The sequence below is a fragment of the Virgisporangium aurantiacum genome (assembly GCF_016863635.1).
GTDB lineage: Bacteria > Actinomycetota > Actinomycetes > Mycobacteriales > Micromonosporaceae > Virgisporangium > Virgisporangium aurantiacum.
Window position 1 is genome coordinate 28,625 of sequence record NZ_BOPG01000012.1, and the last position, 15,593, is coordinate 44,217.

The 15,593-nt window shown below is 69.7% G+C and carries 14 protein-coding genes; 6 read left to right on the forward strand and 8 right to left on the reverse strand.

The annotated features are described in order from the left end of the window. Positions 1-121: 121 nt before the first annotated feature. Both Vau01_RS08940 and Vau01_RS08945 read right to left on the reverse strand, forming a co-directional pair. Entirely contained in the window at positions 122-940 is an 819-nt protein-coding gene (locus Vau01_RS08940) for a DeoR/GlpR family DNA-binding transcription regulator (RefSeq protein ID WP_203989158.1), read from the reverse strand. 37 nt (positions 941-977) lie between these two features. Beyond that, the gene (locus Vau01_RS08945) at positions 978-2,426 is read right to left on the reverse strand and encodes a rhamnulokinase (RefSeq protein ID WP_203989160.1); all 1,449 of its coding nucleotides are present in this window, start codon (positions 2,424-2,426) and stop codon (positions 978-980) included. Between the two features lie 163 nt (positions 2,427-2,589). On the opposite strand from Vau01_RS08945, the gene Vau01_RS08950 reads away from it, so the two are divergent. Further along, complete coding sequence (locus tag Vau01_RS08950) at positions 2,590-3,315, forward strand: FadR/GntR family transcriptional regulator (RefSeq protein WP_203989161.1); 726 nt, start codon at positions 2,590-2,592, stop codon at positions 3,313-3,315. A gap of 19 nt (positions 3,316-3,334) precedes the next feature. Here Vau01_RS08950 and Vau01_RS08955 read toward each other — a convergent pair whose 3' ends face one another. Genes Vau01_RS08955 through Vau01_RS08975 form a run of 5 tightly spaced genes read right to left on the reverse strand, consistent with a single transcriptional unit; the run spans position 3,335 to position 8,882 of the window. Continuing rightward, positions 3,335-4,318 (reverse strand): aldo/keto reductase, encoded by a 984-nt coding sequence (locus Vau01_RS08955; RefSeq protein WP_203989163.1) that lies wholly within the window; start codon positions 4,316-4,318, stop codon positions 3,335-3,337. After that, positions 4,315-5,478 (reverse strand): mandelate racemase/muconate lactonizing enzyme family protein, encoded by a 1,164-nt coding sequence (locus Vau01_RS08960; protein ID WP_203989165.1) that lies wholly within the window; start codon positions 5,476-5,478, stop codon positions 4,315-4,317. Before Vau01_RS08960 ends, Vau01_RS08955 begins: the two co-directional genes overlap by 4 nt. Positions 5,479-5,506: 28 nt before the next feature. Continuing rightward, positions 5,507-6,388: a carbohydrate ABC transporter permease gene (locus tag Vau01_RS08965; protein ID WP_239151438.1), complete on the reverse strand. Its 882-nt coding sequence runs from the start codon at positions 6,386-6,388 to the stop codon at positions 5,507-5,509. Between the two features lie 5 nt (positions 6,389-6,393). After that, positions 6,394-7,335, reverse strand: a complete 942-nt coding sequence (locus tag Vau01_RS08970; RefSeq protein ID WP_203989167.1) for a carbohydrate ABC transporter permease — start codon at positions 7,333-7,335, stop codon at positions 6,394-6,396. Beyond that, positions 7,332-8,882, reverse strand: coding sequence for an ABC transporter substrate-binding protein (locus tag Vau01_RS08975; RefSeq protein WP_239151439.1), 1,551 nt, complete (start codon positions 8,880-8,882; stop codon positions 7,332-7,334). Before Vau01_RS08975 ends, Vau01_RS08970 begins: the two co-directional genes overlap by 4 nt. A 178-nt stretch (positions 8,883-9,060) precedes the next feature. On the opposite strand from Vau01_RS08975, the gene Vau01_RS08980 reads away from it, so the two are divergent. Genes Vau01_RS08980 through Vau01_RS09000 form a run of 5 tightly spaced genes read left to right on the forward strand, consistent with a single transcriptional unit; the run spans position 9,061 to position 14,875 of the window. Further along, positions 9,061-10,128, forward strand: coding sequence for a sugar ABC transporter substrate-binding protein (locus Vau01_RS08980; protein WP_203989169.1), 1,068 nt, complete (start codon positions 9,061-9,063; stop codon positions 10,126-10,128). Then, positions 10,125-11,624, forward strand: a complete 1,500-nt coding sequence (locus Vau01_RS08985) for a sugar ABC transporter ATP-binding protein (RefSeq protein WP_203989171.1) — start codon at positions 10,125-10,127, stop codon at positions 11,622-11,624. The genes Vau01_RS08980 and Vau01_RS08985 overlap by 4 nt, the downstream gene beginning before the upstream one ends. Continuing rightward, on the forward strand, positions 11,617-12,651 hold the full coding sequence (locus Vau01_RS08990) for an ABC transporter permease (protein ID WP_203989173.1): 1,035 nt from the start codon (positions 11,617-11,619) through the stop codon (positions 12,649-12,651). Before Vau01_RS08985 ends, Vau01_RS08990 begins: the two co-directional genes overlap by 8 nt. Positions 12,652-12,677: 26 nt before the next feature. Further along, positions 12,678-14,000, forward strand: coding sequence for an enolase C-terminal domain-like protein (locus Vau01_RS08995; RefSeq protein WP_203989175.1), 1,323 nt, complete (start codon positions 12,678-12,680; stop codon positions 13,998-14,000). After that, positions 13,964-14,875 carry an amidohydrolase family protein gene (locus Vau01_RS09000; protein WP_239151440.1) on the forward strand — a complete coding sequence of 304 codons (912 nt, stop codon included), beginning with the start codon at positions 13,964-13,966 and terminating at the stop codon, positions 14,873-14,875. The genes Vau01_RS08995 and Vau01_RS09000 overlap by 37 nt, the downstream gene beginning before the upstream one ends. Here Vau01_RS09000 and Vau01_RS09005 read toward each other — a convergent pair. Then, on the reverse strand, positions 14,854-15,561 hold the full coding sequence (locus Vau01_RS09005) for a FadR/GntR family transcriptional regulator (RefSeq protein ID WP_203989177.1): 708 nt from the start codon (positions 15,559-15,561) through the stop codon (positions 14,854-14,856). The two genes, Vau01_RS09000 and Vau01_RS09005, sit on opposite strands and share 22 nt — an antisense overlap. Positions 15,562-15,593: the final 32 nt, after the last annotated feature.

A 15,593-nucleotide genomic window follows, 5' to 3' on the forward strand; every position in this document is an offset into this window, starting at 1 on the left:
CGCCACAAGATGAAAGAGTTTGACTGAACGTGGTCGGATCCTAGTCGCAACATGCCAAGTTCTGTCAAGAGTGTCGACGCGGATGACAGAAAACGCGCCAGGGTGGTGCCGGGAGCGCGAGCTACGCGATCCGCACGTCGATGCCCTCGGTGCGCAACCGGCGCACGACGTCCGCGTCGGCCCGCTCGTCGGTGACGAGGATGTCCATCCGCTCGCTGGGAACGGTCTGACACATGGTGTCGCGGCCCAGCTTCGTGTGATCGGCCAGCACCACCACCTGGCTGCCGGCGGCCATCATCGCCTGGTCGGTCGCGGCGGCGAAGACGTTGGGCGTCGTAAGACCCCGTTCGACCGTCACGCCCTCGCCGGAGAGGAACACCTGGGCCCCACGGAGCCCCTGCAGCGCCTGCTCGGTGATGGGACCCACGACCGCGCCGATCGAGCGGCGCAGCGCGCCGCCGATCAGCAGGACGTCGATCTGTGGCGCGGGGACCAGCGCGTCGGTGACGGTGATCGAGTTGGTGACGACGGTCAGGTGGCTGATCGTGGCGAGGTTGCGGGCCAACGCGGTGGTCGTCCGGCCGGGGCCGAGGAGGATCGCGCTGCCCGGGACGACCAGCGCCGCCGCGGCGGCGGCGATCGCCTCCCGCTCGGCGCGCTGCGGGTCGGACGGGTGGCCGCCGCGGGCCGCCGGCGCCGCGCCGGCGCGGTGGTCACGGTCATGGCCCGTGGTCGGCTCGGCCCGCGCCGCCACGATTGACGACGCCGGCCCCACGCCGCCGCGGGTCGCGGTGAGCAGCCCGTCGGAGACCATCGAGCGCAAGTCCCGACGGACCGTCGACTCGGAGATGTCCAGCGCCTCGGCGAGCTCGCGGAACGAGACGTAGCCCCGATCGCGCACGTGATCGAGCAGCCGCCGCCGACGCTCAGCGATCAGCACTGACGACACCTCCCCGGTCGCACCTTGGCAAAATATGTCAGATCCTGTCACCACTGTCCAGCAACCGGCGGAACCGCGCGTAGGCCGCCTCGACCGCGGCGGACCCGTGCGGCTCGAACCGGCGCGGTGGAAGAGATCGTGCCACCACGTCCCGGAGCTCGGTCAGCGAGGTCAGTGCGCCCGTCGCCCGCGCCTGCAGGAGCAGGTTGCCCACCGCGGTCGCCTCGACCGGGCCCGCCAGCACGGGCCGGCCGCTCAGATCCGCGGTGAGCTGACACAACAACGGGTTCGCGGCGCCGCCACCCACGATGTGCATGACGTCGGCCCGGACACCCGACAACTCCTCCGCCTGTTCCAGCGTCCACCGGTGCTTGCAGGCGAGGCTCTCCAGGATGCAGCGCACCACCGAGGCGCGGTCGTCCGGCACCGGCTGCCCGGTCTCCCGGCACCGGGCCGCGATCCGCGCCGGCATGTCCGGCGGCGAGACGAACTCGGGAGCGTCCGGGTCGACCAGCCCCTGGAACGCGGGTGCGTCGGCCGCCGCGGCGACCAGATCGGCGTACGGCGGCGAGTCCCATACCGCCCGGCACCGCTGCAGCAGCCACAGGCCGGTGCCGTTGCGCAGGAACCGGATCGTGCCGTCGACGCCGGCCTCGTTGGAGAACCCGGCCGCCATCGCCGCGTCGGTGAGCACCGGTGCGGAAAGCTCCAACCCGACCAGCGACCAGGTACCGGACGAGATGTAGCCGAACGTCGGCGCGGTGGCCGGCACCGCGGCGACGGCCGACGCGGTGTCGTGGCCGGCGACCGTCCACAGTGGAACCCGCGGATGGTCGAGCAGGGTGCCCACCCGGACGCCCGCGGGCACCACGTCGAAGTCGAAGAGCCGGCGCGGGATACCGAGCTTGTCGATCACGTCGATCGCCCACGTGCGGGTGGCGACGTTCAGCAGCTGGCTCGTGCTCGCGATGGTCTGCTCCGTGGCGAGGTGCCCGGTCAACCAGAAGCCGAACAGGTCGGGCAGCATCACCAACCGCTGCGCCACCTCGAGCTGCGGCGAGCCTTCCATCGCCACCAGTTGGCTCGCCGTGTTGATCGGCAACGGCGGCGTGCCGGTCGTCCGGTAGATGGCGCCGGCACCGACCCGGGCGGCGACGAGGGCGGTGCTGGCACGCGTCCGCGGGTCCCGGTAATGCCAGGGGTTGCCGACGAGCCGCCCGTCGCGGTCGAGAAGGGCGAAGTCGTTGCCCCAGGCGTCGATGCCCACGCCGGCGGCCTCGGACCCGCACTCCGACACCGCCGCGTCGAGGCCCTCCGACAGGTCGGCGAACAGCGCCAGCACATCCCAGTGCAGCCCTTGAGGCAACGCCACCGGACGGTTGGTGAATCGGCGGACCTCCCGCACCGTGAGCCGGCCGTCACGGAGCGAGCCGCGCAGCACCCGGCCACTCTCCGCGCCGAGATCGACGGCCAGGAAGACGGGCACCGCCAGAGCTTAGCCGCGCCGGTACCGGTGCCGCCCGGCCCGCTGATCGTCCGGGACCGCGTGGTCAGCACGGTATGCTGACGCGGTGCCACATGTCCGACCCGCGACCGCGAGCGCCGGCCCGCTCCAAACCGGGGACGACGTTCGCCGCCCACTCCCGCCCGTGGAACCACGACGCGGCGGACGGCTGGGCGACACGGTCGTGGCCCATGTCGTGGACCGCATCGTGTCGGGCAGCTACGCCGTCGGAGAGAGTCTTCCCACGGAGCCGCAGTTGTGCGCGGAATTCGGCATCTCCCGCACGGTGGTACGGGAGTCCATCAAGCTGCTGGAGGAGAAGGGTCTGGTCAAGGCCACCTCCGGTCGCGGCACACAGGTACTCCCCCGGGCCGGCTGGAACCTGCTCGACCCCGTGGTGCTCGAGGCACAGATCCGCCACGACCGGGGACTGCACATCCTCGACGATCTGGTCGAGGTCCGGGCGGCGCTCGAATGTGACATGGCCGCGCGGTGCGCCCGGGTGATCGGGCCCGCCGACAAGGAGGCGTTGGCGCGTCAGCTGGATTTCCTCGCCACCTGTGTCGACGACCCGGAGCGCTACCTGGCCGAAGACGTCGTCTTCCACGAGATGATCATGGCGGCGTCCGGCAACGAGCTCGGATACGCCATCGTCCACAGCATCCACGCCAAGGCGCGCCTGTCCGGGCGGTACAACGGCATGCCGCCGGCCGGTGACCTCGCCGTCTCGCTCGCGGAGCATCAGCGCATCGGAGCGGCCATCCTCGCCAACGACCCGGACGCCGCGGCGACGCACATGCGACGGCACATCGTCGAGTCGTGGGAACGACGCCGCCCGGCGTTGCACGGCGGACAGACCCCCACGCCCTGAACCCGCCCCGAAACCAGCCCTACGGCCGCGGTGCTTCGATCAGGCCGTCCGCCCGAAGCGCCGCCCACAGCTCGTCCGGAACCTCGGACCCGGCCCGGTGGATCGTCTCGGCCACCTCGATATCGTTGTGCATCCCGACCACCGTCGACACGACCGCCGGATCCGACCGCACGAACGCGAGGGCGGCCACCGGCAGGGTGACGCCGTACCGTTCGCAGACCACGGCGATCCGCGTCGCGCGGGCCACCCGCTCCGGATCGGCGGGTCGGTAGTCGTAGGTGGCGTCGGTGGGCGGCCGGTCGCGCGACAGCAGCCCCGAGTTGTACACGCCGGCGATCACGACGTCCACGCCGCGCTCCCGGGCGGCCGGCAACAGGTCACCGGCGGCGCTCTGATCCAGCAGGGTGTACCGGCCGGCGCACATCACCAGATCGACGTCGGTCTCCCGCACGAACCGCGCCAGCGGGTCTGACCGGTTCATACCGGCCCCGACGGCACCGACACTGCCCTCGTCCCGCAGTTCGACCAGTGCCGGCACCCCGACGTCGGCCGCCTGCCGCCAATGCTCGTCCGGATCGTGGAGGTAGACGATGTCGAACCGGTCCAGGCCGGTGCGGTGCAGGCTGGCGTCCAGGGACCGGCGAATCCCGTCGCGGCTGAAGTCCCAGACGCGCCGGTGCGTCGCCGCGACCGCGAACCCGTCCGGGTCGGCCCGGCCCGCGGTCTCCGGCGACGGCACGAGCAGCCGCCCGACCTTCGTCGACACGACGTACTCCTCGCGTGGGCGGCCCCGCAGGGCGGCGCCGAGGCGGCGCTCGGACAGCCCGAGCCCGTAATGCGGCGCCGTGTCGAAGTGCCGGATTCCCGCGTTCCAGGCCGCGTCGACGGCCGACGCGAACTGCTCGTCGGTGATCGCGGAGTACAGGTTGCCACCCGGCGATCCGCCGAAACCCAGTTCGCTGAGCCGCACCGCCGGCCGCCGGCGCAGTCGCCGCACCCTCACGCGTCGACGGAGGTCTCGAAATGAGCGTCCGGTACGAGTCGCAGCCCGGCGCGCGAGGGACGCACGTGCGGACCGTCGACGGCCACCGACGGATTGACCGCCGGGGCGGCGTCGACGCGCTGCTCGTCGACGCGGATCCCCAGACCGGGCTCGTCGCCGAGAACGATCCCGCCGTCGACGAACTGCTGATCGATGTGCACGCCGATCGGTGCGGTGAGGTGCTGCACCTCGAACGTCAGGTGGTTGGGGACGGCCGCGGCGGCGTGGGCGAGCGTGTTGCCGTGATGCCCGACCGGGCTCACCGGCAGGTCCCGGCTGTGCGCCACGGCGGACACCCGCAGGAAGTGGGTGATACCCCAGACGTTGCCGACCTGGACGATGTCGACGGCGTCGGCGTCGAGCAGCGGGCGGTACTGCTCCAGGCCGGTGAGGTTCTCACCGGTGGCGACCGCGGCGCGGATGCCGTTGCGGACCGAGGCGAGCCCCGCGGCGTCCCAGCGGCGGACCGGTTCCTCCACCCAGGTCAGATCGACGGTTCGCTCCAGCGCGGTGACGTAGCGGACGGCCTGCGAGCGGTGCCACGACTCGTTCGCGTCCAGCATCAGCGCGGGACTGGCCGAGTTCCGGCCCAGGACGTCGCGCAACGCCTCCAGCCGTCGCCGGTCCCGCGCCAGGTCCCGACCGCCCTTGAGCTTGGCCGCGCTGAAGCCGCGATCGGCGAAGCCTTCGTAGAGACGGACCAGGGCGTCGTCGTCGAGCGCGATGTCCAGACCCGAGGCGTAGCCGGGCACGAACCGGTCGAGCGCGCCGAGGATGCGCCACAACGGCTCACCGGCGGCCTTCGCCTTGAGGTCCCACAGGGCCATGTCGATCGCGCCGATGGTTCCGAACACGCTGCCGGCATGGCCGCTCTTGAAGGCACGGTTGAGCATCCGGTCGTACAGCGCGGTGACGGCCCGCGGATCCTCGCCCTCGACGGCGTCGAAGACGCGGCCGATGTCGCCGTGCGGGCCGACACCGACACCGTCGAGCCCTTCGTCGGTGGTCAGGATGAGCAGATGCACGTCGGTACGCGGCTCCGGCAGCACGCCGTTGGCGTCACCGACGAGACGCTCCCAGTCGTATCGCGTCGTCAGGCTGCGGTATCCGGTGATTTTCACGGTTGTTCCTCGTGGTCGGTGCGACGGTTCACTCTTTGGTGCCTCCGGCGGTCATGCCCGCGACCAGGAAGCGTTGCGAGAACAGAAAGACGATCAGGACGGGCAGGATGGAGATGACGGTCGCGAGGGCCAGCGTCGGCAACTGCACCGACTGGGAACCGACGGAACTCGGGTTGAACGCGGGCGTCGACGCGAGCAGCGACGTGAGACCGACCTGCACCGGGTAGCCGTCGCTGGAGGGCAGCATCACGAAGGGTAGGAAGAAGTTGTTCCAGCTCTGCACGAAGCTGAAGAACGCGACCAGCGCGACGACGGGCCGGGCCAGCGGCAGGGCCACCCGGGTGAACACCTGACGTTCGGAGCAGCCGTCGATGCGGGCCGCGGCGAGCAGGTCACGGGGAACGCTCGTGGCGAAGTAGATGTAGGTCAGGTACACCCCGAACGGGAAGAACGACATCGGCAAAATCACCGACAACGGGTCACCGATCAGCCCGATCACGTTGAGCTCCAGGAAGATCGGGAGCACCAGTGCCGTGTTGGGAACGAGCATGACGACCAACGTGAGCACCAGCAGCGACCGGCGGAACCGGAACCGGGTCAACGCCATGGCGTATCCGGCCGGGATGCTGACGATCAACGTGATGACCAGTGCGCCCAGGGCGTAGGTCGCCGAGTTCAGCACCCATCCCGTCACCGCACCGTCCTGGAAGTCGAACAGCTCGTTCCAGTTCTCGGCCAGATCGCCGAGACTGCCGGGCCGGAACGGGTTGCCGACGATGAGCCCGCGCGCCGATTTCGTCGTGGCCAGCAGCAGCCAGACGATGGGGATGGCGAAGAACAGCACGAAGACGGATACGACGACCGCGACGAGCACCCGCCCGCTCCAGCCGGTGACACCTTTTCCGTCCACTGTGGTCAGTCCGTCTCGAACAGGCCGCCGCGCGTCACGAAGACCGTCGACAGCACGAGGGTTATCAGGAGCAGCATCAGCGAGATGGCGGCAGCGCCGTTGAAGTCGTTCTGCTGGAACGCGTAGAGGTACGCCAGCTGGTTGAGCGAGTAGTCGTTCGGCACGACCGCGGTGCTGGCCTGGGACAGCAGTTGCGGTTCGACGAACAGCTGGGTGCCGGCGGCCAGCGACATGATGCCCATGTACGAGATCCATTTGCGCAGCAGCGGCAGTTGGATGCGCCAGGCGATCTGAACGACGTTCGCACCGTCGATGCGGGCGGCCTCGATCATCTCCGCGCTGATGGTGTTCAGCGCGCCGTACATGATGACGATCCAGCCCCCGGCACCGGTCCAGAACGCGATGATCGCGAAGATCGGCGGAAGGTGCGACGGCGCGATCACCTGAAGGAAGCTGTCGTAGCCCAGCAGCCGCAGCACCGGCGCGACCGGGCTGACCGTCGGGTCGAGCACGAACAGCCACAGCAGCACGCTGGAGGCGCCCGCGACCGCGCCGGGCAGGTAGAAGACCAGCCGCAGGGTCCGGCTGAGCCAGCGCACCCGGATGGCGTGCACCACCAGCGCCAGCACGGTCACCAGCACCACCAGGGCGACCAGCCAGATCACGAGGTACAACGCGACGTGGCCGACGGCGGGCAGGAACCGGAAGTCGTCGATCACCTTGGTGAAGTTGTCCAGGCCGGCGAAGCCGCCGGTGCCGGTGGTGAACGCCAGGTACAGGGCGTAGAGCGCGGGAAGCACGCCGAAGGCCAGGGTCAGTGCCGCGTGCCCGGCTACGAACAGGTAGCTCATGCCCCCGCGACGGGACCGGGCCCGGCGGCGATGGGTGGGGTGGCGAGGCCGCCCGTCCGCGGACCGGGCGGCCTCCTCCGTGAACGTGGTGCTCATGAAACGGTGTAACCGTCCACCTGCGCCTGGTTCTTGATCGCGGTGCCCCACTGCGGCAGCATGTCGACCAGGCTCTTGCCGCTGGTGACCGCCGGTGTCATGGTCTTCGCCCAGATCGCTTCCTGGCTGAAGATTCCCGACCCCCAGCCGCTCCAGATCTGGGTTCCGGCCTTGATCACCGCCTGCAGGTCGGTGGCGTAGTAGCCGCTGGCCTCCTGCTTCTTGATCCATTTGTCGCCGGCGGGCCCGTACGCGGGGTATCCGGGGGCGACGTTCACCTGGTAGTCGTCGGCCGTCGTGACGAACTCGACGAACTTCGCGGCCGCCTTCAGGTTCTTGGAGTGGCTGCTGATGAACCAGGTTCCGCCGCCGACGTTGCCGGTGACGGCCTCCTCGCCCTGCCAGGGCAGCGGCGCGGCGACGCCGAGCTGTCCCTTGGGGACGTTGAGCGATTGGGGATTGTTGAAGATGGCGCCCGCGTACCAGGCCGGCCCCGGCATCATCACGACCTTGCCGGAGTACTTCTGGACGAACTCCGGGGTGAAGACGCTGATGTTCGGCGTCGTGCCGTTCTTGATGAGCGTGTCGAGCAGCGCGGCGGCGCGCTTGCACTCGGTGGTCTCGACGTTGACCTTGACCGTCTTCGAGCCGGTGATGTCGTTCGCCTGGCACTTGCTGGCCCAGAAGAACACCTCGGGAGTCCACGGGTCGCCGGTGGTGCCGACGATGTAACCGGGGTGCTCGCGGGCCACCTTCTCGCCGAGGGCCTGGTACTCCTGCCAGCTGGTGGGCAATTGGTAGCCGAACTGGTCCAGCAGCGTCTTGTTGTACCACAGCACCGCTTGCGCGAGGTCGTTGCGCAGGCAGTACACCTTGCCACCGACCGTGCACGGGTTCAGCGCGCCCTTGGTGAAGTTGTCCAGCACGGTCTTGGGCACCAGACCCTGATCGAGCGTGGCGGCGAACGCCTGCTTGCCGTTGGTGGTCTGGCTCGCCCAGGCGGCGTCGTTGTTCTGGGTGGAGAACACCACGTCGGGCCAGCCGTCACCGGCCCGGTCGAACAGCTGCATCTTGGTGCGGAACGAGTTCGAGCCGTTCGCGGATCCGTCGTACGACACGACCTCGATCGGAACGTCGGCGTTGGCCTTCTTGAAGGCGTCGGCCGCTCCGGCGCGGTCGGAGTCGACCCAGACGGTGATCTTCGCCTTGTCGTCCTGCTTGGTCTGTGGGAAGCCGTAGGAACCGGACGACGTACCGCTGTCGTCCTTGTTGCACGCGGTCATCGTCAGGGCCAGGGCCAGGGCCCCGACCGCGATCGCCCCTAAGGCCCGGCGGGGGCGCCCGGGTGTGGAGTTGTCGACCATTGAACGTCCTTCATGTGGCGGCGGTGTCCTCGGTAGGTAACGACGAACAGTAAGACCATACGTATGATGTTTACAAAAACCAATCGCTGCAGCGCTCCCCTCACGGCGCCGCCCGAACATCAGATGTAACGCCACCGCGTCGCCGCGTCGCGGCGCACGGAACAGGGAGATGTCGGAGACCATGGACAGAATCCAGAGCCTGTTCTATAAATACATCTGATGTCTGGCCGGTTACGAGCCGGTCAGCGTCCCCCACTCGCCCCCGCGCGACGCCCCACTTCTGTCTCCGCCGGCCCCGCCATGCGGCCGACGGCGATCAGTTCGCCGCGCCCGTGCACCGAATCCGTCCCGGAGGGAACCGGTGAACCACAAAGCTCTGTTCAGCCTGGGGCTGGCCGTCACGCTCGGCGTGGCCACGTCCGTCACCGGCTGCGGCAACGACGGCCCGTCCGACAGCGGCGGTGGCAGCTCCGCGCCGTTGATCGGTGTCGACTACCCGCGGTCGGACACCGACTTCTGGAACTCCTACATCAAGTACGTGCCGCAGTTCTCGAAGGAACTCGGCATCGACCTGAAGACCACCAACTCCCAGAACGACATCGCGAACCTCATCTCCAACGCGCAGACCTTCATCAGCCAGGGGGTCAAGGGCGTCGTCATGGCGCCGCAGGACACCGCCGCCATCGCACCGACCCTCAGCCAGTTCGCGGCGAAGAAGATCCCCGTCGTCACCATCGACACCCGCCCGGACACCGGAAACGTGTTCATGGTGGTGCGGGCCGACAACCGCGCCTACGGCACCAAGGCGTGCCAGTTCCTGGGCACCAAACTCGGCGGACAGGGCAAGGTCGTCATGCTCCAGGGCGACCTCGCCTCGGTCAACGGCCGGGACCGGACCGAGGCCTTCAACGAGTGCATGAAGAAGGACTTCCCCGGTATCACCGTGTTCGGCGAGGCCACCGACTGGAAGGCCGACGTGGCCGCGACCAAGCTGCAGACCCGGCTCGCGTCGGACCCCGACATCAAGGGTGTCTACATGCAGTCGTCGTTCGCGCTGTCGGGCACGCTGCAGATCCTCAAGCAGAAGGGCCTGCAGGTCGCGCCGTCCGACCCGAAACACGTCTACATCGTGTCCAACGACGGCATCCCCGAGGAGCTCAAGAACATCGGGGACGGTCTCATCGACGCCACGGTCAGCCAGCCGGCCGACCTGTACGCCAAGTTCGGCCTGTACTACGCGAAGGCCGCGATCGACGGCCGGACGTTCCAACCCGGCCCGACCGATCACGGCAGCACCATCATCAAGGTCCGCGACGGCCTGCTCGAGGACCAGCTCGCTGCACCGCTGGTGACCCGGGACGGCACGGCGATCGGCGGGCAACCCACCCTCAAGTTCGACGACAAATCCCTGTGGGGAAACAACACATGAGTCCCGCCGTCGTCGAGGCAGCGCACATCACCAAACGATTCGGATCGACCGTGGCGCTGTCCGACGCCGGCATCGTGGTCGACCAGGGCGAGACGCACGCCCTGGTCGGGCGCAACGGGGCCGGCAAGTCGACCCTCGTCGGCATCCTCACCGGCCTGCAGACTCCCGACGCGGGCACGGTCACCTTCGGCGGAACCCCGGCACCCCCGATCAGTGACCGCGACGCGTGGCGGCAACGGGTGGCGTGCGTCTACCAGAAGTCGACCATCATCCCGACGCTGACCGTCGCGGAGAACCTGTTCCTCAACCGGCACGCCCGCGGCCGGGACCGGCTGATCCGCTGGTCGACCCTGCGCCGCGAGGCCGAGCAGTTGCTCGCCACCTGGGCGGTCGACGTCGACGTGCGCCAACCGGCGGCGACGCTGTCGGTGGAACAGCGGCAATTCGTGGAGATCGCGCGGGCGCTGTCGTTCGGCGCCCGGTTCATCATTCTCGACGAGCCGACGGCACAGCTCGACGCTGCCGGGATCAGCCGGCTGTTCGACCGGATCCGCGACCTGCGCGCGCAGGGGGTCACGTTCCTGTTCATCAGCCATCACCTGCAGGAGATCTACGAGATCTGCGACCAGGTGACGGTGTTCCGCGACGCCCGGCACATCGTGTCGGCGCCGGTGGCCGACCTCGACCGGCAGGCCCTGGTCACGGCGATGACCGGCGAAGACGTGACCATGCCCGAGGCCGTCCACAGGCCGCCGCCGGCCGACGCGCCGGTGCTCCTGTCGGTGCGGGACCTACGGACCCGCTCCGGCGCCGAACTGTCGATCGAGGCCCGCACCGGCGAGGTCGTCGGCATCGCGGGCGCCGGCGGCAGCGGCAAGGTCGAGGTGGCCGAGGCGATCGTCGGGCTGGCCCGTCCGTCGGGGGGAACCGTAGTCCTCGACGGGCGCACGCTGCGTCCCGGCAGCGTGCCGGACGCGCTCGACGCCGGCGTCGGGCTCGTCCCCCAGGACCGGCACCGGGAAGGGCTGATACCCCAGCTGTCGATCGGCGAGAACGTCACGATGACCGTCCCGGACCGCATCACCCGCAACGGGTTCATCTCACCGGCCCGGCGCGACGCGGTCGCCCGCGAGGCCATCGCCGACCTCGCGATCAAGGCGACCGGGCCGGACGTCGCGGTGTCGGACCTGTCCGGCGGAAACCAGCAGAAGACCGTGATGGCCCGGGCCCTGGCCAGCGATCCGAAACTGCTGGTCCTCATCACGCCGACCGCGGGCGTCGACGTGCGCTCCAAGCAGACACTGCTCGGCGTCGTCGACGAGGTGCGTGGGCGCGGCAGCACGGTGCTCGTCGTCTCCGACGAACTCGACGACCTGCGCATCTGCGACCGGGTGCTGGTGATGTTCCAGGGCCGGGTGGTCGCCGAGAAGCCGCGCGGATGGACCGACAACGAACTGGTAGCCGCCATGGAAGGGGTCGACCTCCACCATGTCTGACACGCTGTCGAAGACCGACGCGTCACCGGCGGCGGCGCAGCCGCCCGGTCGCCGCCGGGCCCTCGCCATCGCCCGCCTGCGCGACCTCGCGCTGGTTCCGGCGATCATCGCCGTCGCGATCGTCGGGTACTTCGTCAACCCGGTCTTCCTCCAGTCGGACAACGTCATCAACGTGCTGCAGAGCATGTCCGAGATCTCCATCCTGGTTCTCGCGCAGACCATGGTCCTGATCACGGGCAAGATGGACCTGTCCCTGGAGTCCACCTTCGGGCTCGCCCCCGGCATCGCGGCGTGGTTGATCGTCGACCCCGCGGTCACCCACGGGCTCGGCGTCCACGTGCTGCCGCCGGCGTTGGCGATTCCGGTCGTCCTGCTCGTCGGAGTTCTCGTCGGCGCCTTCAACGGACTGCTGATCGTGCGGTTCGGGCTCAACGGGTTCATCGTCACGCTCGGCATGCTCATCGTGCTGCGCGGCCTGTTGACCGGGGTGTCCGGCGGCAAGACCTTCTTCGCGCTGCCGTCGTCGATGACGTATCTCGGCTCCGCCGTCTGGCTCGGCGTCCCCGCGTCCGTCTGGATCTCGCTGCTGCTGTTCGTGGCCGGAATCGTCGTGCTGGGCTTCACCCGGGTGGGCCGTGCGCTCTACGCGATCGGCGGAAACGTCGACGCGGCCCGGGCGGCGGGCATCCGCACCGACCGCATCCTGTGGCTGACCCTGGTCGTGGCCAGCACCCTGGCGGCCCTCGCCGGTCTGTTGTTGAGCGGCCGGCTCGCGGCCGTGCCCGCCGCACAGGGCGACGGCGCGATCTTCCAGGTCTTCGCCGCGGCGGTCATCGGCGGGGTGAGCCTCAACGGGGGCAAGGGAACGGTCTTCGGCGCCTTCACCGGCGTCCTCCTGCTCTTCATGATCATTAATGTCCTCACCCTGGCCGGCGTGCCCGCGCAGTGGACCAACTTCCTCAACGGCGCGGTCATCCTCGTGGCGCTGGTGGTCTCCCGCGTCACCGGAGGCAAGGCACAGAACTGAGGCCGTCCCACAACCCGTCAGGAGCAATGGTGATCGACCGCGTCCTTTCCGTGGACACCATCGACATCCGGTTTCCCACCTCCAGGCATCGGGATGGATCCGATGCGATGAACCCGTTCCCGGACTACTCCGCCGCCTACGTCGTCCTGCGCACCAGCGCGGGGGCGGAAGGGCACGGATTCGTGTTCACCGTCGGCCGGGGCACCGAGATCGAGGTCGCGGCGCTGCGGTCACTCGCCGGCATGGTCATCGGCCAGCCCGTCGACGAGCTCGTCGCCGATCCGGGATCCCTCGCGCGTCGACTCATCGGTGACAGCCAGATCCGATGGCTCGGCCCGGAAAAGGGTGTCGTGCACATGGCCGCCGGCGGACTGGTCAACGCGGTGTGGGACCTCGCCGCACGACGGGCCGGCACGCCGCTGTGGAAGTTCCTGTCCGCCCTCGCTCCGGAAGATCTGGTGGCCCAGATCGACTTCCGCTACCTGCGCGACGCGCTCACCGAGGACGAGGCCCTCGACCTGTTGCGGTCGGCCGCCGCCGGGCGGGCCGGCCGGGAACGGCTGCTGTTGGCCGAGGGCTACCCGGCCTACACCACCACCCCGGGCTGGCTCGGCTACGACGACGAGAAGCTCGCGCGGCTGTGCCGGGAGGCCGTCGGGTCCGGCTACCGGCTCATCAAGCTCAAGGTCGGCGGAGATCTGGCCGACGACGTACGCCGGCTGGGCATCGCCCGTCAGGTCGTCGGGCCGGACATCCGCATCGCCGTCGACGCCAACCAGATCTGGGGGGTGCCCGACGCCATCGAATGGATGCGGGCGCTCAGCCCGTTCGACCCGTACTGGATCGAGGAGCCGACGTCACCGGACGACGTGCTCGGCCACGCCGCGGTCCGCCGGGCCGTCGCACCCGTCAAGGTCGCCACCGGTGAACACGTGCACAACGCCGTGATGTTCAAACAGCTCCTGCAGGCAGGCGCCGTCGACGTCGTCCAGATCGACGCCTGCCGCGTCGGCGGGGTCAACGAGAACCTGGCGATCCTGCTGCTCGCGGCGAAGTTCGGCGTGCCGGTCTGCCCTCACGCCGGCGGGGTCGGACTGTGCGAACTGGTGCAGCACCTGGCCATGTTCGACTTCGTGGCGGTCAGCGGCAGCACCGACGAGCGCGCCATCGAGTACGTGGACCACCTGCACGAGCATTTCGTCGACCCGGTCCGCATCGACAACGGGCGGTACCTGGCGCCGACGGCCGCGGGCATGAGCGCACAGATGCTCGCCGCGTCGCTCGACGAGTACCGGTTCCCCGACGGTCGCGCGTGGGCCGCCGCACCGGCGACAACGGCAACGGCCTGACCATGATGATCGACGCCCATCACCACCTGTGGCAACCCGACCGTGGCTACACGTGGCTCGACGAACCGGGCCTGGCGGACATCCGCCGGCCGTTCACGCCGGCCGACCTGACCGCCGAACTCGACGCCACCGGCGTCGACGGCACGGTGCTCGTGGAGGGCGGCCGCTGCCATCCCGACGAGGCCGCCGAGTTCCTGGCCTACGCCGCCGACACGCCGCCGATCCTCGGGGTCGTGGCCTGGATCGACGTCGCGGCGCCCGACGTGGCCGCGACCATCGACCGGTACCGTCGCCGGCGCGGCGGCGACCTGCTGGTCGGGTTGCGCGCGCAGGTGCAGGGGGAGGCCGACCCCGACTACCTCGACCGGCCCGACGTCCGGCGCGGACTCGCCGAGATCGGCGCCGCCGGGCTCGTCTTCGATCTGGTGGTCCGCGCCGACCAGTTGCCCGCGGCCGCCCGCGCCGCCCGGGCCGTACCGGGGCTCCGTTTCGTCCTCGACCACCTCGGCAAGCCCCGCATCGACCGGGGCGCCGACGGGCTGCGGCGGTGGCGGGAGCCGTTCGCGACGCTGGCCGCCAACCCCAACGTGATGTGCAAGCTCTCCGGAATGGTCACCGAGGCCGGGACCGGGTGGACACCCGACGCGCTGCGCCCGTTCGTCGGCGTCGCGGTCGAGGAGTTCGGGCCCGGGCGGCTGATGTTCGGTTCGGACTGGCCGGTGTGTCTGCTCGTGGCCGACTACCGGGCCGTCCTCGACGCGTTGCGCGACGCCCTCCCGCCGCTGCCGCGGCCGGACCGGGACGAGATCTTCGCCGGCACCGCGATCCGGGCCTACGGCCTCGCCGACCGGATTCACCCGGGAGTCGCGCGATGACCCGCCGACGCGGCGAGCACCGCCCGCAGCCAGGCTTCCGACGTGTTGACGTGCATCAGTGCCGTGGCGTGGGCGAGCAACTGGTCGCCCGCGCGCAGCGCCAGATAGATGGCGTGGTGTTCCTCGATCGTCGTGTGCGCGGAGTTGCCCTCGATCAGACCCCGCCAGACCCGCGCCCGCACCGTGCGGCTCGACAGCCCGTCGAGCAGCGAGGTGAGCGTCTCGTTGCCGGTGGCCGCGACCACGGTGCGGTGGAACGCGGTGTCGAACCCGATCAGTTTCTCGGCGTCGTCGGCGGCCCCGCGCATGTCGTCGAGAATCTGCGCGAGCTCGGCCAGCGTCTCCCCGGTCATCCGCAGCGCCGCCATGCCGGTCGCGACCGGCTCCAGCATTCGCCGCACCTCCATGACCTCCAGCAGCGTGTCGTCGCGCAGCAGTTCCACCGCGACGCCGAGACCCTCCAGCAGAAGCCGGGGCGCGAGGCTCGTCACGTACGTGCCGTCGCCGCGGCGAACGTCGAGCACCCGGGCCGACTCGAGCACCTTCACCGCTTCGCGCACGCCGCTTCGCGACAGCCCCATCTGTGCTGCGAGCTGCTGCTCGGTCGGCAGCCTCGACCCCGGCGGCAGCTCGCCGCTCTGGATCATGCTCCGGATCTTCACGATCGCCTCGTCGGTCAGTGCCACCCGCCAACTATAGAGACATCAGATGTTTCTGC

Bases quoted from the DNA above. Each gene is read 5' to 3' on its own strand.
- Vau01_RS08995 (WP_203989175.1), top strand. From the start codon at position 12,678: ATGGTGATCGACCGCGTCCTTTCCGTGGACACCATCGACATCCGGTTT.
- Vau01_RS08970 (WP_203989167.1), bottom strand. From the start codon at position 7,335: ATGAGCACCACGTTCACGGAGGAGGCCGCCCGGTCCGCGGACGGGCGG.
- Vau01_RS08975 (WP_239151439.1), bottom strand. From the start codon at position 8,882: ATGGTCTCCGACATCTCCCTGTTCCGTGCGCCGCGACGCGGCGACGCG.
- Vau01_RS08990 (WP_203989173.1), top strand. From the start codon at position 11,617: ATGTCTGACACGCTGTCGAAGACCGACGCGTCACCGGCGGCGGCGCAG.
- Vau01_RS08985 (WP_203989171.1), top strand. From the start codon at position 10,125: ATGAGTCCCGCCGTCGTCGAGGCAGCGCACATCACCAAACGATTCGGA.